The sequence below is a fragment of the Stenotrophomonas sp. 704A1 genome (assembly GCF_030549525.1).
Taxonomy (GTDB): domain Bacteria; phylum Pseudomonadota; class Gammaproteobacteria; order Xanthomonadales; family Xanthomonadaceae; genus Stenotrophomonas; species Stenotrophomonas tuberculopleuritidis.
The window spans coordinates 2,648,550-2,668,680 of record NZ_CP130831.1 but is presented as its reverse complement, the minus strand read 5'-3'; the positions used below and the strand labels follow the sequence as shown (position 1 = coordinate 2,668,680).

At 66.1% G+C, this 20,131-nt stretch carries 22 protein-coding genes and 1 pseudogene; 18 read left to right on the top strand and 5 right to left on the bottom strand.

Translation table 11 applies throughout. The features are described from left to right. Window positions 1-3: 3 nt before the first annotated feature. The 3 genes from arsB to Q5Z10_RS12440 all read right to left on the bottom strand — a co-directional run bounded on the left by arsB (window position 4) and on the right by Q5Z10_RS12440 (window position 1,961). Window positions 4-1,035, bottom strand: coding sequence for an ACR3 family arsenite efflux transporter (gene arsB, locus Q5Z10_RS12450; RefSeq protein WP_303639182.1), 1,032 nt, complete (start codon window positions 1,033-1,035; stop codon window positions 4-6). A gap of 14 nt (window positions 1,036-1,049) precedes the next feature. Next, a complete protein-coding gene (locus tag Q5Z10_RS12445; protein WP_303635744.1) occupies window positions 1,050-1,553 on the bottom strand; it encodes an arsenate reductase ArsC in 504 nt (167 codons plus the stop codon). Between the two features lie 78 nt (window positions 1,554-1,631). Then, window positions 1,632-1,961: an ArsR/SmtB family transcription factor gene (locus Q5Z10_RS12440; RefSeq protein WP_303635743.1), complete on the bottom strand. Its 330-nt coding sequence runs from the start codon at window positions 1,959-1,961 to the stop codon at window positions 1,632-1,634. Between the two features lie 62 nt (window positions 1,962-2,023). On the opposite strand from Q5Z10_RS12440, the pseudogene Q5Z10_RS12435 reads away from it, so the two are divergent. From Q5Z10_RS12435 to Q5Z10_RS12420, 5 genes and pseudogenes are all read left to right on the top strand, one after another. After that, window positions 2,024-2,543 (top strand): annotated as a pseudogene (locus Q5Z10_RS12435) (RHS repeat-associated core domain-containing protein); the annotation flags it as partial. 91 nt (window positions 2,544-2,634) lie between these two features. Beyond that, on the top strand, window positions 2,635-3,093 hold the full coding sequence (locus Q5Z10_RS21460) for a YbbD-related protein (RefSeq protein ID WP_503457089.1): 459 nt from the start codon (window positions 2,635-2,637) through the stop codon (window positions 3,091-3,093). A 175-nt stretch (window positions 3,094-3,268) separates the two neighbouring features. Continuing rightward, the gene (locus Q5Z10_RS12430; protein WP_303635742.1) at window positions 3,269-3,592 is read left to right on the top strand and encodes a hypothetical protein; all 324 of its coding nucleotides are present in this window, start codon (window positions 3,269-3,271) and stop codon (window positions 3,590-3,592) included. A 549-nt stretch (window positions 3,593-4,141) separates the two neighbouring features. Then, a complete protein-coding gene (locus Q5Z10_RS12425) occupies window positions 4,142-4,534 on the top strand; it encodes a hypothetical protein (protein WP_303635741.1) in 393 nt (130 codons plus the stop codon). Further along, the gene (locus tag Q5Z10_RS12420) at window positions 4,534-5,013 is read left to right on the top strand and encodes a hypothetical protein (RefSeq protein ID WP_303635740.1); all 480 of its coding nucleotides are present in this window, start codon (window positions 4,534-4,536) and stop codon (window positions 5,011-5,013) included. The genes Q5Z10_RS12425 and Q5Z10_RS12420 overlap by 1 nt, the downstream gene beginning before the upstream one ends. Before the next feature lie 19 nt (window positions 5,014-5,032). Here the strand turns inward: Q5Z10_RS12420 and Q5Z10_RS12415 are convergent, their stop codons facing one another. Then, complete coding sequence (locus Q5Z10_RS12415) at window positions 5,033-5,407, bottom strand: hypothetical protein (protein WP_303635739.1); 375 nt, start codon at window positions 5,405-5,407, stop codon at window positions 5,033-5,035. Between the two features lie 599 nt (window positions 5,408-6,006). Here Q5Z10_RS12415 and Q5Z10_RS12410 point away from each other — a divergent pair. Next, the gene (locus Q5Z10_RS12410) at window positions 6,007-6,336 is read left to right on the top strand and encodes a hypothetical protein (protein ID WP_303635738.1); all 330 of its coding nucleotides are present in this window, start codon (window positions 6,007-6,009) and stop codon (window positions 6,334-6,336) included. On the opposite strand, the gene Q5Z10_RS12405 is transcribed toward Q5Z10_RS12410, so the two are convergent. Further along, window positions 6,330-6,734 (bottom strand): ribonucleotide reductase subunit alpha, encoded by a 405-nt coding sequence (locus Q5Z10_RS12405; protein ID WP_345783992.1) that lies wholly within the window; start codon window positions 6,732-6,734, stop codon window positions 6,330-6,332. The genes Q5Z10_RS12410 and Q5Z10_RS12405 overlap by 7 nt on opposite strands. A 194-nt stretch (window positions 6,735-6,928) precedes the next feature. Between Q5Z10_RS12405 and moaA the strand changes: the two genes are divergently transcribed. From moaA to narI, 12 genes are all read left to right on the top strand, one after another. Continuing rightward, window positions 6,929-7,909 carry a GTP 3',8-cyclase MoaA gene (gene moaA, locus Q5Z10_RS12400; RefSeq protein ID WP_303635736.1) on the top strand — a complete coding sequence of 327 codons (981 nt, stop codon included), beginning with the start codon at window positions 6,929-6,931 and terminating at the stop codon, window positions 7,907-7,909. Between the two features lie 8 nt (window positions 7,910-7,917). After that, window positions 7,918-8,916 (top strand): bifunctional molybdenum cofactor biosynthesis protein MoaC/MoaB, encoded by a 999-nt coding sequence (gene moaCB, locus Q5Z10_RS12395; protein WP_303635735.1) that lies wholly within the window; start codon window positions 7,918-7,920, stop codon window positions 8,914-8,916. Then, window positions 8,913-10,166, top strand: a complete 1,254-nt coding sequence (locus tag Q5Z10_RS12390; RefSeq protein WP_303635734.1) for a molybdopterin molybdotransferase MoeA — start codon at window positions 8,913-8,915, stop codon at window positions 10,164-10,166. Before moaCB ends, Q5Z10_RS12390 begins: the two co-directional genes overlap by 4 nt. Continuing rightward, window positions 10,166-10,426: a MoaD/ThiS family protein gene (locus Q5Z10_RS12385; protein WP_303635733.1), complete on the top strand. Its 261-nt coding sequence runs from the start codon at window positions 10,166-10,168 to the stop codon at window positions 10,424-10,426. Before Q5Z10_RS12390 ends, Q5Z10_RS12385 begins: the two co-directional genes overlap by 1 nt. Window positions 10,427-10,429: 3 nt before the next feature. Beyond that, window positions 10,430-10,930, top strand: coding sequence for a molybdenum cofactor biosynthesis protein MoaE (locus Q5Z10_RS12380; RefSeq protein ID WP_303635732.1), 501 nt, complete (start codon window positions 10,430-10,432; stop codon window positions 10,928-10,930). After that, on the top strand, window positions 10,896-11,462 hold the full coding sequence (gene mobA / locus Q5Z10_RS12375) for a molybdenum cofactor guanylyltransferase (RefSeq protein ID WP_303635731.1): 567 nt from the start codon (window positions 10,896-10,898) through the stop codon (window positions 11,460-11,462). Before Q5Z10_RS12380 ends, mobA begins: the two co-directional genes overlap by 35 nt. Beyond that, window positions 11,459-11,824, top strand: a complete 366-nt coding sequence (locus tag Q5Z10_RS12370; protein ID WP_303635730.1) for a hypothetical protein — start codon at window positions 11,459-11,461, stop codon at window positions 11,822-11,824. Before mobA ends, Q5Z10_RS12370 begins: the two co-directional genes overlap by 4 nt. A 145-nt stretch (window positions 11,825-11,969) precedes the next feature. Further along, a complete protein-coding gene (locus tag Q5Z10_RS12365) occupies window positions 11,970-13,388 on the top strand; it encodes a NarK family nitrate/nitrite MFS transporter (protein WP_303635729.1) in 1,419 nt (472 codons plus the stop codon). Window positions 13,389-13,458: 70 nt separating this feature from the next. Beyond that, entirely contained in the window at window positions 13,459-17,202 is a 3,744-nt protein-coding gene (locus tag Q5Z10_RS12360) for a nitrate reductase subunit alpha (protein ID WP_303635728.1), read from the top strand. Continuing rightward, entirely contained in the window at window positions 17,202-18,746 is a 1,545-nt protein-coding gene (gene narH / locus Q5Z10_RS12355) for a nitrate reductase subunit beta (RefSeq protein WP_303635727.1), read from the top strand. Before Q5Z10_RS12360 ends, narH begins: the two co-directional genes overlap by 1 nt. Further along, window positions 18,746-19,426 carry a nitrate reductase molybdenum cofactor assembly chaperone gene (gene narJ / locus Q5Z10_RS12350; protein ID WP_303635726.1) on the top strand — a complete coding sequence of 227 codons (681 nt, stop codon included), beginning with the start codon at window positions 18,746-18,748 and terminating at the stop codon, window positions 19,424-19,426. The genes narH and narJ overlap by 1 nt, the downstream gene beginning before the upstream one ends. After that, window positions 19,423-20,130 carry a respiratory nitrate reductase subunit gamma gene (narI, locus tag Q5Z10_RS12345; protein ID WP_303635725.1) on the top strand — a complete coding sequence of 236 codons (708 nt, stop codon included), beginning with the start codon at window positions 19,423-19,425 and terminating at the stop codon, window positions 20,128-20,130. The genes narJ and narI overlap by 4 nt, the downstream gene beginning before the upstream one ends. Window position 20,131 lies beyond the last annotated feature (1 nt).

Genomic DNA, 20,131 nt, shown 5'->3' with positions numbered 1-20,131 from the left:
GCCTCAAGCGCGCTCGCGCGCCTCATACCAGTTGCGTGACCGGTTCACGATCTTCACCACCGAAAGCATCACCGGTACTTCAATCAGCACCCCCACCACCGTAGCGAGCGCGGCGCCGGAGTGCACGCCGAACAGGCCTACGGCCGTGGCCACCGCCAGTTCGAAGAAGTTGCTGGCGCCGATCAATGCCGACGGCCCGGCCACGCAGTGCGCCACTCCCAGGCGCCGGTTGAGCAGATAGGCCAGCCCCGAGGTGAAGTAGACCTGGATCAGGATAGGAACCGCGATCAACGCAATCACCAGCGGCTGCTGCACGATCTGCTGGCCCTGGAACCCGAACAGCAGCACCAGGGTCAGCAGCAGCGCCGTCAGGGACAGCGGCCCCAGCCGGCGCAGGGTCGCCTGCAGCCCGGGTTCGCCATGGCGTGACAGGATCCAGCGCCGCAGCAACGCGGCCACCAGCACCGGCGCCACGATGTACAGGCCGACCGACAGCAGCAGCGTGTCCCACGGCACGGTGATGGCCGACAGGCCCAGCAGCAGCGCCACCACCGGCGCATAGGCACCCACCATGATCGCGTCGTTCAACGCCACCTGGCTCAAGGTGAAGTTGGCGTCGCCGCGGCACAGGTTGCTCCACACGAACACCATGGCGGTGCAGGGTGCGGCGGCCAGCAGAATCAGCCCGGCGATGTAGCTGTCGATCTGGCCGGCGGGCAGCCAGTCGGCAAAGACGTGGCGCAGGAAGAGCCAGCCCAGCAATGCCATCGAGAACGGCTTCACGGCCCAGTTGATGAACAGCGTCACCCCGATGCCTTTCCAGTGCTGCCCCAGCTGGCGCATCGCACCGAAATCCACCCTCAGCAGCATCGGGATGATCATCAGCCAGATCAGCACCGCCACCGGCAGGTTGACCTTGGCCACTTCAGCCGCGGCGAGGGTGGCAAAGGCAGCGGGCAGGAAGTGCCCGAGCAGCGTGCCGAGGATGATGCACAACGCGACCCAGAGCGTGAGGTGGCGCTCGAACAGGCCCATGGGTGCCGCTGTGCTCATGGCGTGCGCGCTGCCGGTAGCAGATGGCCGATCTGATCCAGCGCCTGCAGGAGCATCCTGCGGTCTTGCCACACGTGCCCCGGCAGCGCCAGCAGCGCATGCAGGCGTGCCTTCACGATGGCATGCGCGTGGGCGAAGGCCGCGGCCTTGTCGGCATCGCTGCCCTGTACCTCGGCCGGGTCCGGCAGACCCCAATGGCTGCGGACGAAGTCACCGAACACGACCGGGCAGGCTTCCGCTGCCGCCGCATCGCAGACGGTGATCACCAGATCCATGGGCGCGGCATCGGCGAACGCGTCCCAGGATTTGCTGCGCAGTCCATCGACCGGCATGCCTTCGGCGCGCAGTTGTGCAAGCGCGAACGGATTGACCTGGCCGGTCGGGTGGCTGCCGGCACTGAAGGCCGTGAAGCGGTCGCCGCCCCACGCGCGCAGGGTGGCTTCGGCCAGCACACTGCGTGCGCTGTTGCCGGTGCAGAGAAACAGGACATTGCGGATCATGGCGGCGGGGTGTCGGGGAGAGGTGGTTCGGCGTACAGACGCTATGTGGGGTGCGCAGCATGGGCTGTGCAGCGGCGGTCAGCACCTGCGCGGTCTGGGCGCGGGGGCGCACTGCGCGGCAGGTGAGGCGGCGCAGCAGTTGTCGGTGAGGTAGTCGATGAGGCCGTTCATTGCATCGAAGCGGGCGCGGTAGCAGACGGTGCGGCCCTGGCTTTCACTCTGCACAAGGCCGGCCTGCAGCAGTTCTTTCAGGTGGAAGCTGAGCGTGGCCGGCGGTACCTGCAGCGCGGCGGCGATGTCGCCGGCCAGGCGGCCGGCGGGGCCGGCCTGTACCAGCAGGCGGAAGGCCGCCAGGCGGGTGCCATGACCCAGTGCGGTGAGGGCGGCAATGGCGTTCTTTGTTTCCATAGTTCTAGAATAATCTAATAAAAGAGCAGGCCGCAAGTGCGGCCCGGCAGCGCCCGCGCTAGACGCTCAATGGGATGGCCAGCACCTTGCGCTATGCCTACAGCAAGGCAGGGCGCCTGACCGCGTTGACGTACCCCGATGGCAGCGTGGCCGACTACGTGCGCGATACCCAGGGGCGCGTCAGCCAGATCGGCCTGATCCGGCCCGGCCAAGCCCGCCAGATCGTGGTGAACACCGTGACCTACGCGGCCTTCGGCCCGGCGACAGGCTGGACCTACGGCAATGGCCGCCAGCTGCAGCGTCCGCCAGGCGCAGCAGCAGGCGATCTGGCTGGACAACTCTCCGGTGGAGCTGATCAATGTGTCAAGCGCAGGTGTGCCAGAGCTGGCCTACGTCCAGCCGGATCATCTGGGTACGCCGCGCGTGGTGATCGATCCGGTGCGTGATGTCGCGATCTGGGAGTGGAGCAACAAGAGCGAGGTGTTCGGTGACTGGGTCCCGAGTGCTGATCCGGAAGACGATGGAGTAGTGTTTGAACTCGGCCTGCGCTTTCCCGGCCAGCACGTGACTTGCGCGTGTGGCTCGATCAAAACATCAAGGGCAACTCTGCCGCTGACTCCGCCGCGGATCAGCTGGCAAATCGCCTCGGACGTGGTGGTAACTTCTCCTGCTGATGACTCGGACGCCTCAAATGCACGCTGCCAAGCTGCTCCCAATCGTGACGCTGTCAATCGCACTTTCTGGTTGCATGGAAGTTGCCAGCACCGAGTATGCAGACCGCAACCAAGCCGTCTCAAGACAAGCAATCGGTGAATCGAAGTGGTTGCCTTCATGGTTGCCTGAGGACGCAGTCAACATACGCGAGTCGCACGACATGGACACAAATGAATCGTGGCTGGTTTTCCGCCTGACCAGTGGGGTTCTTGCTTTGCCCGAAGACTGCAGGCTAGTGAGCAGACCGGAGATGTCCGACGCGCGAGTCATGCGGAGATTTCCTCAGTTTGCCCGCAACGCGTGGGCGCGAGCGTCAAGCTATGGCGGCAAGTTCTATCTGTGTCCGGAGGGTAATGTTGGTCGCTGGGTCATGCAAGATGAAGAATTGGGCCTTGTTTACAGCGGAATAGAACTATAGATAGCCGGATGGTCTCGCTTGGTAGGCGAATGCGTGAGTGGCATTTGGCAGCCTCCTTTTCCGGCGCCTGATTCGGCAATTTCCGGCCGAGCGTCGTGTGAGGGAGGGGTTCTGGGATATCGGTCCCATGGTCTATGGTGGCTGTAGGACAGGCGGCACGTAGAGGCGAATGGAAATGAAAGACAAACTGAGAGAAAGAGAGGCGCTGTCGCCAACTAGCTTCTATGACCAATATTATGCGGATAGTGGCCTGGATCAGGAAGCCGTAGTGGAGCTGCTGGAGCATGTTGCAGATGAGCTACGACTGCCCTCCGGGAAGCTCCGTCCCGCAGATCGGTTTTCGAAGGAACTGTCGCCTGGTGAAGCTCATCACTGGGACTCGGGGTATGGAGTTCTAATATTCGAGCTTCAAACGCTCGCAAAAGAACGCGGCGTTGCAGTCGATCGGCGGGTGGATTCGCTCGACGACTATATTCGTATCATGGCGGGTATCTATTGATGCGGTTGATGATTCCCTGAATGGCTATCGGCGTAAGACGTAACAGTGCGTACTGAGGATTCGGGGATGCCAAAGGTGAGGTGTGCCGCTGCTGTCATTACCGGTCTGGTTCTGGCGGGCTGTGCAACATCGGGTGGCGATATGATCGTGCGCGTCTCGGGAAGCGTGCCACCAGGTCAGGGTGACGTTCGCACGCTCGATTGTGAGCTGAGCATGCTTGGGGAGGACGAGGGTGTAGTTTCGTCGAAACCGGTTGGAAGCACATTCTCGGTCCCCATGATGGTCGTTGCAGGGCCGGAACCCAGAAGCTACCGATTCGCCGTCGAATGCAGGGACGGTCGAAGGTTCGCATTCAAGGAAGTTCAGATCAGTAGTCGGCGGTCATATGCCAGGGATCTCAACCTCGGGGAGCTTCAGGCGCGGTGAGAGGGGGAGGGCGGAGCTCCCGGCGGTGGCGACCATCGGAGGTTGTCGAACGAAACAAAGTGCACAGTGTCTGCAGTGGGGAGCGCTCTCCCACGTTCAGGGGCCTGACGGGAAATCCAGTCCATGAGATTCATTTGTGTCTTGCTTTTCATCCTTCTCGCGGGCACGGCGCTATTGATCCTTCGGGGGCTCCATCGAGGCGAGCTGCGTGAGAAGCCGGTCTATGCCGCTTTGCAAAGTGCAGAGCTGGAGTACAGAGGCGAGCCTGTTGGTGACCTGATCTATGAAGAAGGGGGCGGGCATCTGCTCGCCGGGTTCTCTACAGGCGCGCAAGCGAGGGTTTGGGTTGCGATGGACACAATGAGGGACAATGAGGATCTGTTTGTCGTCCCCATGCACGGGGAACAGAAGATCCCTTGTCAACCTGAAACGACCGAGCCGTCCTGCGTGCCTGGTTTCGTGATTCGTGCTCCGGCGGGGCCGTTGGCCGCCACACTCCACATATTGGGGCCTTGATGGTGGTGAAGCTCCTGACAGCACTACTTCTGATTGGCGTCGGACTTGGATTCTCTGGCGGCGCATGGGCTGTAGGGAAGCGGCCCTTCAAGATGATCCAGTTCTGCGTGCATGACCAAGAGGGCTTGAGGCGGTTCAAGCAGACCCTCAGCGCCATCGCCAAGGACGAAGGAATGCAGTTCTTTGATGGCAGCGCGGAATTGGATCGCCAGCTTGCCAAGTCAAAGGTGGACGTTAAGCGCCCTGTCGTCTACGTCGGAGTGAAGCGGGAAGACGGCTCTGGAATGGAGGCGGGGAACCTCGGATTGGATCGCTTCGAGATAGCTATCGGCTTCTCTGAAGGGAAGCTGCCCGCCGAGGCACGGTCATTTTCTGTCCGCGTCGAACGCGCTTTGGCAGATCGCTGGAATGTACACGCGGTTCCCCCGGACAAGGGCGCTGCGCCGACGGCGTGTCGGGCGGGAGGCGATCCTCGCTGAATGGCGTTGCAGATGGCCTTCACCCTTCGGGCTTCAACCGCCCCACCGCCTGCGCGCACAGCGACTGGCAGGCCATCACCAATCCCTCCATCACCCGGTCGCCCACGTATTGCCCGGGTTCGCCGTTCTGGCGGGTGCGCTCTGCAGCCAACAGCATTTCCAGCACCACGCGCAATCCACTCAACGCGCAGTCGGCATCGGCCAGGGCCAGGCAGCGGCCGGGCAGTTGATGCCGCTCCGGCCAGGGTTGGCCATCGGCCGCCGCACCGGAGCCGATGCGGTTGAGATTGGCAATGAAAGTGTTCCTGTCCACTGCAGGCGCAGCTTGTGGCGAACCGTCGTCGTGGGCGGTGCTGCGGTAGGCTTGCAGATGCGGGAAGTCCGATTCGTTCATGGCAGGGCTCCGTGCAGGGCAATCGGTAGCCGCCACGCATAAAAGTGGCGGACGGTACGTGGTTCGAACACCGGGTTGATGTCAGTCCGGCGGGCCCGAAGGCCCCCACGCACCGCCCGCCATAGCCGGCAGACGGATTGCCAGCCGGCGCCACGCTAGGGTGGCGCCGGCTGGCAAGCGCATACGTCAACATCAACTCGGGTGTTCGAAGCCCGGCCACCCTTTTCCGGTGGCACGCCATCTGAGCCCGTGGTGCTGTGCAATGCCAATCAGAAGAGTTGTAAACATCACTCGATTGGAGACGCTTTCGGCATTCTCCCACGCTGTTAAGCATTGCCAGCGCGGGCTGGCGCGGTGATCCGCCCGCACCGTGCAATCTGCGACAGGTGTCGAGGTTGGGCGAGGAAAGGAAGCGGGCGGGGAGGGGCGATGGCGACAACCCATGGCCAGCGCCGGGCCCGGCCTGGCGAGCCGACGGCGCGCGACCGTGAAGGATTCCGCCGGGCAGGGCCCGGCGCTACCGATTGCGTCCTTCCTTGACGTTCCCGGCCACCAAGCGCAGGCTTGCCCGGCATGCTTCCTAAACAGAAGGGTGACTTATGACAGCAACCGCTTCCCTGCACCCCGCGCCCGACCGCCAAGGCCGTACGCGCCTGTGGAGTGTGTTCTGGCTGCAGGGCGTCATTCCCAGCAACATTCTGTGGGCGGTAGCGCTCTGGGCCCTGGCCAACCAGCGCACCACGCTGCTGCTGGGGGTATTTGCCGTGTTGCTGCTCTATACCGGCTGGATCATCCCGGCGGTATGGCGGGCGGCGCCGACCGCGCGCACCCCCAACCTGGGCGTGGCCGCGCGCGGGCTGACCGTGGCCTGGGGCCTGAACACCGTGCTGGTGATCTTCTTCCTGACCCTGCAGCGGGTGGCTCAATAGAACTGAACGGGCTCGCCGCCACGGTCGAAGGCGGCGAAGCGGCCGATCTGACCGTCATGGATGGCGTTGACCATCAGCTGCAGCGGGCGCGCGGCTTCGTCGCTGTTCGGGGCGATGCCGGCGCGGCCGTCCATGGCGGCCACGAACACCAGGTCCCAGTCGATGCCGGTGGTGGTCGATTCGGCCGCCAGCGCCTGGAAGCTGGCGACCTCGCTCGGCAGTTTGTCCACGCACAGGACCGGCGACAGGGTGCCGCCTTCACGACGGTCGTGCCGGTCGCGCTGGTCGGCGGTGGGCGATTCGGGCAGGTCGGCCTTTACGAACACGAACAGCAGGCGCTGCGGCTCGGACTGCGCGCTGGCGGCCTGCAGCAGTTGCTGGAAATCGTTCATCATCATGAGGGTTGTCACACGCCCGCTGCACGGAAAGCCGCATGCTGCCACAACACCTGCCGCGCGGGGCCGAAGTCGATTGATTTAAGTCATGCCCATGGAACTGACTGCCGCGTACTCTGGCAATCGTTCCAGCAGACGAGGGTTTCCGGGCCGTTCCGGGTACAGGCAAGACGGTGGAGCAACAAGGTGGACCAGCCATGAGCCAACTCACCGACGGTTTTGGACGCAGCTTCCCGTACCTGCGCCTGTCGTTGACCGAAGCGTGCAACTTCCGTTGCAGCTATTGCCTGCCCGACGGTTACCAGGCCGATGGCCGCCCGCGCTTCCTGCAGGTGGATGAAATCGCGCGCCTGGTACGCGCGTTTGCCGCGCTGGGCATGAGCAAGATCCGCCTGACCGGCGGCGAGCCCAGCCTGCGCAAAGACCTGGACGAGATCATCGCCACGGTGGCCGCTGTACCGGGTATCCGCAAGGTCGCCATCACCACCAACGGCACCCTGCTGCCGCGGCGGCTGCCGGGCTGGCACCGGGCCGGATTGACCGCACTGAACGTGAGCATGGACAGCCTGCAGCGCGAGCGCTTCAGGACCATCACCGGGCATGACCGCCTGCCGGAGATCGAGCAGGGGCTGGCCCTGGCACAGGCGCTGGGCCTGCCGGCGATCAAGCTCAATGCGGTGCTGCTGCGCGGCCTGAACGACGACGAGCTGCCGCAGTGGATGGACTACCTGCGCGACCGTCCCTTCAGCGTGCGCTTCATCGAACTGATGCGCACCGGCGACAACGAAGCCTATTTCCAGCGCCACCACCTGCGCGCCGACGTGCTGATCGAGCAGCTGCTGGCGGCCGGCTGGCACGAGCGGCCGCGCGCGGCCGATGCCGGCCCGGCACGTGACTTTGGTCACCCGGACCACCGCGGCAGCATCGGCATCATCGCCCCGTATTCGCGTGACTTCTGCAAGGGCTGCAACCGCCTGCGGGTAACCGCCAAGGGCGACCTGCGGCTGTGCCTGTTCGGCGAGTTCGGCGTGCCGCTGCGCCCGCTGCTGCAGCGCGACGATGACCACGACGCGCTGCTGGCACGCATCACCACACAGCTTGGCCTGAAAGCGGCCGGGCATGGACTGCACCAGGGCCAGACCGGGCTGACCCCGCACCTGGCCTCCATCGGAGGATGAGCAACACGATGAGTGGGGAATTGAATGCGGCCTTCCACATGGCCGATGTCCGCGACAAGCGCATCACCCGCCGCCGTGCGGTGGCGGTGGGCGAGCTGCATGCCGGTCCGGTGGCCTATCCGCTGATCGTCGAGCGCCGCCTGCCCAAGGGCGATGCGCTGGTGATGGCCGAAATTGCCGGCCTGCAGGGCGCCAAGATGGCCTCGATGCTGATGCCGCTGTGCCACCCGCTGCCGCTGGAACTGGTGCAGGTGTTCTGCGCGCCGGTGCCGGAACGGCAGGCGATCCGCGTGTGGTGCGAGTGCGCGAGCGAAGCGCGCACCGGTGTGGAGATGGAGGCCCTGGCCGGCGTCAACGCGGCGCTGCTGACCCTGTACGACCTGAGCAAGCCGGTGGAACCGGCCCTGCGCATCGAAGGCATCCGCCTGCTGTTCAAGGAGGGCGGCAAGCGCGGTGTCTGGCTGCACCCGGATGGCATGGACGATGCCGAGCGCGCGCGTTTCAAGCCGCGTGCACCGAAGGGCCTGGACGGCGCGGCCTGCGCGGTGATCACGCTGAGCGACCGCGCCAGCGAAGGCACCTATGAAGATGTGTCTGGCCCGACCCTGGTGAGCGGTGTGAAGAAGCTGGGCGGTGAGGTAGTAGCCGCCGAGGTGTTGCCTGATGGCATCGAGCCATTGGCGGGCCGCCTGCAGGCCTTGGCCGCCGAGGGTGTGCGCCTGTGCCTGTGCACCGGTGGTACCGGGCTGGGCCCGCGGGACCTGACCCCGGAGGCGCTGCGTTCGTTGAACGCGCGGCCGGTGCATGGCCTGGCGCAGATGGTGCGGGCGCTGAGCGCGCAGCACACGCCGATGGCCTGGCTGAGCCGCGCCGAGGTGGTGCAGCTGGGCAACATGCTGGTGTTTGCATTGCCGGGCAGCCCGAAGGCGGCGGCGCAGTGCCTGGACATCCTGGCGCCGGTGCTCGGCCATGCCCTGGCGATGGTCGATGGCGGTGGCCACGCATGATCGCCTACAGCGAAGCACTGCAGCACCTGCTGGCGGCGGCCGCGCCGCTGCCGGCCGAGCGCCTGCCGTTGCATGCGGCTGCCGGCCGTACCCTGGCCAGTGACATCCACAGCGGGCAATCGTTGCCGCCGTTCGACAACTCGGCGATGGATGGCTTCGCGCTGCGCGCCAACGGCGCGGTATTCGAGGCCGGTAGCGAATTCGCCGTGCAGGGCTGGCAGGCGGCCGGCGATGCCGGCGCCGAAGGCGGCGAGGGTGCCTGGGAAATCATGACCGGCGCACGCATGCCGGTGGGGCTGGATACGGTGGTGCCGGTGGAGAACGTGGCGGTCCTCGCCAGCGACGATGGACGCCCGACCCGCATCGCCCTGAACGGCACGGTGAAGCCGGGCCAGAACGTGCGCCTGCGCGGCCAGGACGTGAGCGACGGCGAGCGCGTGCTGCAGGCCGGGCAGGTGCTGGACATCAACGCGCGCACCCTGCTGCACGCCATCGGCGTGGGCGAAGTGGCGGTGGTGGCGCAGCCGAAGGCCGCGGTGATCGCCACCGGCAAGGAGCTGGTGACGGACGCCACGCAGACGCTGGAATCCGGCCAGATCCGTGACAGCAACCGGCCGTACCTGGTCGGCCGCCTGCAGGCCGCCGGTGCCGAGGTGGTCTGGCAGGGCACGGTGGGCGACGACGTGGCCGCGTTCAATGCGGTGCTGGACGAGGCGCTGGCTGCGGGCGCGCAGCTGCTGATCAGTACCGGCGCGGTGTCGGCCGGCCGTTACGATTTCGTTCCCGATGCGCTGCGTGGCCGTGGCGCGCGCATCGTGTTCCACAAGGTGGCGATCCGCCCGGGCAAGCCGCTGTTGTTCGCGGTGCTGCCCAACGGCGCGCTGTACTTCGGCCTGCCGGGCAACCCGGTCTCGGCGGCGGTGGGCCAGCGCTTCTTCGTCGAGCCGGTGCTGCGCCGCCTGCTGGGGCTGGCACCGGAGCCGGTGCTGCAGCTGCCGCTGCAGGCCGACGTGCGCACGCCGCCGGGCCTGCGCTTCCACGCCCGTGCGCGGGTCGAAGTGGATGGGCAGGGCCGCCTGAGCGCGCGCGTGCTGTCCGGGCAGGAATCGTTCCGTTTGATGTCCATGCTGCAGGCCAACGCCTGGGTGGTGCTGGAGGGCGAGGGCGACCTGGCCAGCGCCGGCACGCCGGTGCGCGTGCAGGGCTGGGGTCACCACGATCCGGTGCAGCTGGCGAGCCAGGAGTCATGATGAAACAGGTGAATCTGCAGTTGTTCGGTGCGTTTTCCGATCTGGATGCCAGCCGCGAGATCGCGGTGGACGTGGCCGGCGCTACCGTGGCCGACCTGCGCCAGGCGCTGCGCGAGCTGCTGCCGGCGCGTTGGCCGGGCTTCCGCGCGGGCCTGCTGGACTATTCGGCCTTCGCCGACCAGCAACGCGTGCTGCGTGACCACGAGGCGCTGCCCGAGGATGGCCGGGTGGCGATCCTGCCGCCGGTCAGTGGGGGCTGAGCGATGAGCGGGAAGATCACGGCGAAAGTGGTGGAGCGCGCGCAGGCGGCGATCGATCCGGCCGAGGGCATCGCGGCGGTGTCCGATCCGGGCTTCGGTGGCATCGACGTGTTCATCGGCAAGGTGCGCGACCTCAATGTCGGGCGGCCGGTACGCGGCATCAGCTATGACCTGTTCGAGCCGCTGGTGCTGAACGAGATCGAGCGCTTCGCGGCGGAGATCGAGGCCCGCTTCGGGCCGCGGCTGAAGCTGTATGTGGCCCACGCCAAGGGGCGGCTGGCGGTGGGCGACGTGGCCATCGTGGTGGCCGCCGGCAGCCCGCACCGCGATGAGGCGTTCCGTGCCTGCCGGCAGCTGATCGAGGCGGTGAAGCACCAGTGCCCGATCTGGAAGCAGGAGCATTACGAAGACGGCGACAGCGCGTGGAGCGAAGGCTGCAGCCTGTGCCATGCGGACAGCGAGCCCGCACATGACCATGCGCACGACCACGATCCTTCCCACTGACGGGATCGTGCTGGCCGGCGGGCTGTCCAGCCGGATGGGCCGCGACAAGGCGCTGCTGCCATGGCGCGGCGGTACCCTGCTGGAGCATATGCGTGGTCTGTTGCTGAAGGCCGGGGCGGAGCGGGTCTGGGTGAGTGGCCATTACCCGGCATTCGACGGCATTCCGGACCGGGTGACGCGCTGCGGGCCGCTGGGCGGGCTGTACAGCGTGTGCCTGCAGATGCCCGACGGCCTGGCCTGGGTGGTCCCGGTGGACACCCCGCGGCTGACCCCGCAACTGCTTCAGCAATTGAAGCAGGCGCACCAGGGGCAGTGCACGATCTATGACGGGCATCCGCTTCCGATGCTGTTTAATGTGGACAATGAAAGTCGTAATCTCCTCGAATCCATGATCCATGACCCCCTTGGCCCGCGATCCCTGCAGGCCCTGCAACACCGTCTGGGTGCCCACACGGTGCGCCTGGCCCCTGCTGACGAAAGCGCGATGGTGAACTGCAATACCCCCGCCCAATGGGAGGATGTCGCCTCATGAAGGTGCAGCTGCAGGACCAGGCGATGCGCCTGCGCCTGGACGAGGCCGAGCTGGCCCGGTTGCTGGCCGGCGACAGCGTGGAGAACCTGACCCGTTTCGGCGGCGGCGGGGGCTGGGGCACGGCCGTTTCGCTGCATGGCGGCGAGCAGGCGGTGCTGCTGGACGGCGGTACCGACTGCCGGCTGGTGCTGCCACGGACCGCGGTCGAGGCACTGGCCGCGCGCCTGCCGTGCCGCGACGGCCTGGCGTTCCCGCTGTACCTGGACGATGGCACCACGCTGCAGCTGCAGTTCGATGTCGACGTACGCGACAGCGTGCGCCAGCGCGGGGTGACCCGCCGCCCTTCCGCGTCACCGGTTTGACATTTGTCAGGGGCAGGGTGGAAACCGGTCCCTGATTGATCCAGATCAACCCCGTCGTCCGTGCTGCACGGCCTAATGGCTGCATGACGACGGGTCACAACTTGAAGCGCAGTACCCACGTCATTCCACAGCCATGGAGCCATGTATGACCGTTGGTAGCGATCCTGTTGTCCGCAGCACTGCCCGTTCCGGTCGCGTCATCAGCGACTGGACGCCGGAAGACCCCGGCTATTGGGAGCGCACCGGCAAGCGGGTCGCCACCCGCAACCTGGTCATCTCCATTCCCTCGCTGCTGCTGGCCTTCTCGGTCTGGGTACTGTTCTCGGCGGTGTCGATCAGCCTGCCGAAGATCGGCTTCAGTTTCAGCACTGACCAGCTGTTCTGGCTGGTGGCGCTGCCCAGCCTGTCCGGCGCGACCCTGCGCATCTTCTACTCGTTCGTGATCCCGATCTTCGGCGGCCGCCGCTGGACGGCGTTGTCCACCGCCTCGCTGCTGGCGCCGACGATCTGGCTGGGCTTTGCGGTGCAGAACCCGGCCACGCCCTACTGGGTGTTCGTGGCCATCGCGATCCTGTGTGGCTTCGGTGGCGCCAACTTCTCGTCGTCGATGTCCAACATCTCCTTCTTCTACCCCAAGCAGAAGCAGGGCCTGGCGCTGGGCCTGAATGCCGGCCTGGGCAATGTAGGCGTGTCGGTGGCGCAGGCGGTGATCCCGCTGGCGATCACCGTGGGCGTGTTCGGTGCGCTGGGTGGCGCGCCGCAGCCGACGCAGGACGGCGGCGCGCCGCTGTTCCTGCAGAACGCCGGCTTCATCTGGGTGCCGGCGATTGCGATCTGCGCCATCGCCGCCTGGTTCGGCATGAATGACCTGACCAGTGCGCGGTCCTCGTTTTCCGAGCAGGCGGTGATCTTCCGCCGCAAGCACAACTGGCTGATGTGCTGGCTGTACATCGGCACGTTCGGCTCCTACATCGGCTTCTCGGCCGGCTTCCCGATGCTGGTCAAGAGCCAGTTCCCGGACGTGAACCCGCTGGCCTACGCCTTCATCGGCCCGCTGCTGGGTGCGCTGATGCGCTCGGTGGGCGGCAGCATGGCCGACCGCTGGGGCGGCGCGCGCCTGACCTTCTGGGTGTTCGCGCTGATGATCGCCGCGGTGTTCGGTGTGCTGCACTTCCTGCCCAGCGATGGCCAGGGCGGCCACTTCTACGGCTTCCTGCTCAGCTTCATGGCGCTGTTCGTGCTCAGTGGCATCGGCAACGGCACCACCTTCCGCATGATCCCGGTGATCTTCCGCACCCTGCACGAGCGCTGGTCGGCCAACGACAGCGCCGAGGGCAAGGCCGCCGCCGGGCACCAGGCCAGCATCGAATCGGCCGCGGTGGTCGGCTTCTCCGGTGCGATCGGTGCCTACGGCGGCTTCTTCATTCCCAAGAGCTACGGCTCCTCGATCACGTTGACCGGCAGCCCCGACATGGCGCTGTACGGGTTCGTCGTTTTCTACGTCACCTGCCTGGCCGTGACCTGGTGGTGGTACTACCGGCGCGGTGCCGAGACACCCTGCTGACAATGAAAACGCACCGCAGCCAGATGACACACACAGCCACGATGCAGATGTCCGCAAAGGGAGAATCCCGATGAGTTATTTCCTTGATCGCTTGCAGTTCTTCAAGCGTGACCCCCAGCCCTTTGCCGATGGCCATGGGTTCGCCAAGAGTGAGGGCCGTGACTGGGAGAACAGTTACCGGCAGCGCTGGCAGTACGACAAGGTCGTGCGCTCCACCCACGGTGTGAACTGCACCGGTTCGTGCAGCTGGAAGATCTACGTCAAGAACGGCCTGGTCACCTGGGAGACCCAGCAGACCGACTACCCGCGCACCCGCCCGGACCTGCCCAACCACGAACCGCGTGGCTGCCCGCGCGGCGCCAGCTACTCGTGGTACCTGTACAGCGCCAACCGGCTGAAGTACCCGCTGATCCGCGGCACGCTGCTGCGCCTGTGGCGCGAAGCGCGCAGGAGCATGGGCCCGGTCGATGCCTGGGCCAGCATCGTCGAGGACAAGCAGAAGGCGCGTTCCTACAAGAGCCGCCGCGGCATGGGCGGCTTCGTGCGCCTGCAGTGGGAAGAGGCCAACGAGATCATCGCCGCCTCCAACCTGTACACGGTGAAGCAGTACGGCCCGGACCGCGTGGTCGGCTTCTCGCCGATCCCGGCGATGTCGATGGTGTCCTACGCCGCCGGTGCGCGCTACCTGTCGCTGCTGGGCGGCGCCTGCCTGTCCTTCTATGACTGGTACTGTGATCTGCCGCCGGCCTCGCCACAGATCTGGGGCGAGCAGACCGACGTGCCCGAGTCGGCCGACTGGTACAACAGCCGCTACATCATCGCCTGGGGCTCGAATGTGCCGCAGACGCGCACCCCCGATGCGCACTTCTTCACCGAGGCGCGCTACAACGGCACCAAGACGGTGGCGATCTGCCCGGACTATTCCGAGCTGGCCAAGCTGACCGACCACTGGCTGCATCCCAAGCAGGGCACCGATGCGGCGCTGGCATTCGCCTTCGGCCATGTGATCCTGCGCGAGTTCCACGTCGATTCGCCCTCGCCGTACTTCCAGGACTACTGCCGCCAGTACTCGGACATGCCGATGCTGGTGCGCCTGGAGCGTCGTGACGATGGCCGTCTGGTGGCGGGGCGCTTCCTGCGCGCCAGTGAGCTGGGCGGACTGGGCGAGGCCAACAACCCGGACTGGAAGACCCTGGCCTACGACGAGAACAGCGGCCAGATCGTGGTGCCGAACGGCTCGATCGGCTTCCGCTGGGGCGAGAAGGGCAAGTGGAACATCGAGGAAAAGGAAAGCAACGGTGCCGATACGCGTCTGCGCCTGAGCCTGGCCGACGGTCACGAAGGCATCGAAGCAGTGAGCTTCCCGTACTTCGGCGGCATCGAGAGCGACGGCTGGACCGCCGCCCCGGCCGAAGACGTGCTTGAGCGCAACATTCCGGTGCGCCGCCTGGCCCTGGCCGACGGCGGCCAGACCCTGGTGGCCACGGTCTACGACCTGCTGCTGGCCCAGTACGGTGTGGACCGCGGCTTCGGTGGCGGCAACGTGGCGCGCAGCTTCGACGACATGGTACCGGGCACCCCGGCGTGGCAGGAGCGCATCACCGGCGTGTCGCGCGGCGAAGTGATCGAGATCGCCCGCGAGTTCGCCCGCACCGCCGACAAGACCCGGGGCCGCTCGATGATCATCGTCGGCGCGGGCATGAACCACTGGTTCCACAACGACATGAACTACCGCGGCCTGATCAACATGCTGATCATGTGCGGCTGCGTGGGCCAGACCGGTGGCGGCTGGGCGCACTACGTGGGGCAGGAGAAGCTGCGCCCGCAGACCGGCTGGCAGCCGCTGGCGTTCGGCCTGGACTGGAGCCGGCCGCCGCGGCACATGAACGGCACCTCGTTCTTCTATTTCAATACCGGGCAGTGGCGCTACGAGAAGCTGCAGGTGGACGAGCTGCTGTCGCCGCTGGCGGATGCGCGCAAGTACAGCGGCAGCCTGGCCGACCTGAACCTGCGCGCGGTGCGCATGGGCTGGCTGCCGAGCGCCCCGCAGCTGGACCGCAATCCGCTGCAGCTGGTGCGCGAGGCCGAAGCGGCGGGCGTGGCGCCGGCCGACTATGCACTGGGCAAGTTCAAGGACGGCTCGCTGGACTTCGCCTTCGCCGACCCGGATGCGCAGCAGAACCACCCGCGGATGATGTTCATCTGGCGCTCGAACCTGCTGGGGTCGTCGGGCAAGGGCCACGAGTACATGCTGCGGCACCTGCTGGGGACCCGCCATGGCCTGCAGGGCAAGGACCTGGGCGAGATGGGCGCGGTCAAGCCGCAGGAAGTGACCTGGCGCGATGAAGCGCCGGAAGGAAAGCTCGACCTGCTGGTGACGCTGGACTTCCGCATGTGCACCACCGCGCTGTATTCGGACATCGTGCTGCCGACCGCGACCTGGTACGAGAAGGACGACCTCAACACCTCGGACATGCACCCGTTCATCCACCCGCTGTCGAAGGCGGTGGACCCGGCCTGGGAATCGCGCAGCGACTGGGAGATCTTCAAGGAAGTCGCCCGCACCGTGAGCGAGATGGCGCCGGGCGTGCTGGGCGTGGAGAAGGACCTGGTGCTGGTGCCGACCCTGCACGACACGCCCAACGAACTGGGCATGCCGTTCGGCGTGGCCGACTGGAAGAAGGGCGAGTGCGAGGCGATTCCGGGCCGGACCATGCCGTCGATGACGGTGGTGGAGCGTGACTACCCGAACCTGTACCGCAAGTTCACCTCGCTGGGCCCGCTGCTGGACACGCTGGGCAACGGCGGCAAGGGCATGAACTGGGACACCCGGCATGAGGTCGACTTCCTCGGCAAGCTCAACCACACCGTGCACGAGGAGGGCGTCAGCCAGGGCCGTCCGGCCATTTCGACCGCGATCGATGCGGCCGAGGTGATCCTGCACCTGGCGCCGGAAACCAACGGCCATGTGGCGGTGAAGGCGTGGGAATCGCTGGGCAGCTTCACCGGCCGCGAGCACACCCATCTGGCGGTGGGCAAGGAACACGAGGCGATCCGCTTCCGTGACATCCAGGCACAGCCGCGCAAGATCATCTCCTCGCCGATCTGGTCGGGCCTTGAGGATGACAACGTCAGCTACAACGCCGGCTACACCAACGTGCATGAGCTGATCCCCTGGCGCACGGTGACCGGCCGCCAGCAGTTCTACCAGGACCACGAGTGGATGATCGACTTCGGCGAGGCGTTCATGAGCTACCGCCCGCCGGTCAACACACGCACGGTCGAGCCGCTGCTGAACCAGCGCCCGAACGGCAACAAGGAGATCGTGCTGAACTGGATCACCCCGCACCAGAAGTGGGGCATCCACAGCACCTACAGCGACAACCTGATCATGCAGACGCTGTCGCGCGGTGGCCCGATCGTGTGGATCAGCGAGGACGACGCGCGCAGCGCCGGCATCGTCGACAACGACTGGATCGAGCTGTTCAACGTCAACGGCGCCATCGCCGCGCGTGCGGTGGTCAGCCAGCGGGTGATGCCGGGCATGGCGATGATGTACCACGCCCAGGAACGCATCATCAACGTACCGGGTTCGGAGATCTCCGGTACCCGCGGCGGCATCCACAACTCGGTGACCCGCATCGTGCTCAAGCCCACCCACATGATCGGCGGCTACGCGCAGCTGGCCTATGGCTTCAACTACTACGGCACCTGCGGTACCAACCGCGATGAATTCGTGATCGTGCGCAAGATGGACAAGATCGATTGGCTGGATGGTGAAAGCGTTCCTGCGATGGCCAAGGAGGTGGTGTGATGAAGGTCCGTGCACAGATCGCGATGGTGCTGAACCTGGACAAGTGCATCGGCTGCCATACCTGCTCGATCACCTGCAAGAACGTCTGGACCTCGCGCGAGGGTGTGGAGTACGCCTGGTTCAACAACGTGGAAACCAAGCCGGGCATCGGCTACCCGAAGGAATGGGAAAACCAGGAAAAGTGGAACGGGGGCTGGGTGCGCACCGGCAGCGGCAAGCTGGTGCCGCGCGCCGGTGGCCGCTGGCGGATGCTGGCCAAGATCTTCGCCAACCCGGACCTGCCGCAGATCGACGACTACTACGAGCCGTTCGACTTCGACTACCAGAACCTGCACACCGCCAAGGACAGCCCGCACCAGCCGACCGCGCGGCCGCGTTCGCTGATCAGCGGCGAGCGCATGCAGAAGATCGAGTGGGGCCCCAACTGGGAGGAGATCCTCGGCTCGGAGTTCAGCAAGCGCTCGCGTGACTACAACTTCAATGAAGTGCAGAAGGAGATCTACGGCGCCTTCGAAAAGACCTTCATGATGTACCTGCCGCGCCTGTGCGAGCACTGCCTGAACCCGGCGTGCGTGTCGGCGTGCCCGTCGGGCGCGATCTACAAGCGCGAAGAAGATGGCATCGTGCTGATCGACCAGGACAAGTGCCGTGGCTGGCGCATGTGCGTGTCGGCCTGCCCGTACAAGAAGATCTACTACAACTGGAAGAGCGGCAAGTCGGAGAAGTGCATCTTCTGCTACCCGCGCATCGAAATGGGCGAGCCGACGGTGTGTTCGGAAACCTGCGTAGGCCGCATCCGCTACCTGGGGGTGATGCTGTACGACGCCGACCGCATTGCCGAGGCGGCATCGGTACCCGCCGAGAAGGATCTGTACCAGGCCCACCTGGACATCTTCCTGGACCCCAGCGATCCGGCGGTGATCGCCGCCGCGCGCAAGGAGGGCATCCCGGACAGCTGGCTGGAATCGGCCAGGCAGTCGCCGGTGTACAAGCTGGCCATCGACTGGAAGCTGGCCCTGCCGCTGCACCCGGAATACCGCACCCTGCCGATGGTCTGGTACGTGCCGCCGCTGTCGCCGATCCAGTCCGCCGCCGAGCGCGGCCGCATCGGCATGAGCGGCGAACTGCCGGACGTGGCCTCGCTGCGCATCCCGGTGCGCTACCTGGCCAACATGCTGTCGGCCGGTGACGAGGCGCCGGTGGTACGCGCGCTGGAACGGTTGATGGCCATGCGCGCCTGGCGCCGCGCCAAGAACGTGGACGGCGTGGAAGACACCGCCGTGCTGGACCAGACCGGGCTGACCGTGGCCCAGGCCGAGGAGATGTACCGCTACCTGGCCATCGCCAACTACGAGGACCGTTTCGTGATTCCCACCGCCCACCGCGAGTACGCCAACGACGCCTTCGGCGAGCGCGGCGGCTGCGGCTTCACCTTCGGCAACGGCTGCAACGGCGACAGCCCGGCCGACCTGTTCGGCCAGCGCAAGAGCACAACGTTCGTGGTGGACAACGGCCCCAACCATCGCCGCAAGGAGGTGGTGTGATGAGCGTGCTGAAGCTGGTGGGGGTGCTGCTGGACTACCCCCGCGACGAACTGTGGCAGCACGGCGGGGAACTGCTTGCCGCCTGTGACGAGGTGGCCCTGGCGCCGACCCGGCGAAAGCAGCTGCGCGGTTTCGTGCAGCAGCTGCTGGACAGCGATCCGCTGGATGCGCAGGCGGCGTGGCTGGCGACCTTCGACCGCGGTCGCTCGATGAGCCTGCTGCTGTTCGAGCACATCCATGGCGAGTCGCGCGACCGCGGCCAGGCGATGGTCGATCTGGTGGAAACCTATCGCAAGCACGGCTTCGAGCTGGATGCGCGCGAACTGCCGGACTACCTGCCGCTGCTGCTGGAGTTCCTGGCCCATCGCCCGGACACCGAGGCGCGTGAATGGCTGCACCACATCGGCCACATCGCCGGCATGCTGGCCGCGCGCGCGGCCGAACGAAAGCTGCCGCATGTGCCGCTGCTGGAAATACTGGTCGAAGCGGGCGACGGCAAGGTCAACCTGGAGGCGCTGCGGCAACGCGCCAGTGAAGAACCCCGCGACGACACCGCCGAGGCGATGGACAAGCTGTGGGAAGAGGAGGCGGTGCGCTTCGGCGCCGAAGCCCCTGCCGAAGACTGCAAGCCACCGACGCGCTCGCCGGCCCGTCCCGTGCACCGTGAGGTCCAGCCATGAACGACTATCTGCATCAATTCGCCTTCCAGTACTACCCGTACATCGCCGTGGCGGTGCTGCTGATCGGCAGCTGGGCCCGCTATGACAAGGCCATGTACACCTGGCGCACCGGCTCCAGCCAGATGCTGTCGGACAAGGGCATGCGGATCGGCAGCAACTGCTTCCACATCGGCATCCTGGCCATCCTCGGCGGCCACCTGGTCGGCCTGTTGACCCCGCACGCGCTGTACGAGCATTTCATCACCTCGTCGCAGAAGCAGATGCTGGCGATGGTGGTGGGCGGCGTGTTCGGTGTGCTGTGCTTCATCGGCATCAGCATCCTGCTGGTGCGCCGCCTGTTCAATGCGCGGGTACGCGCCACCGGCAGCTTCGGTGACACCCTGGTGCTGGTGCTGCTGTTCGCACAGCTGTGCCTGGGCCTGTACAGCATCCGCATCTCGTCCGGCCACCTGGACGGTGGGGTGATGGTGCAGCTGGCCGAATGGGCGCAGCACATCGTCACCTTCCGCGCCGGTGCGGCGGACTACATCGTGGGGGTCAGCTGGGTCTACAAGCTGCACATCTTCCTGGGCCTGACCCTGTTCCTGATCGCGCCGTTCACCCGCCTGGTGCATGTGTGGAGCATTCCGCTGAGCTACCTGTGGCGGCCGTATCAGGTGGTGCGCCGGCGCCAGGCCACGCTGCGCTACGGTCCGCGGGAGTAAG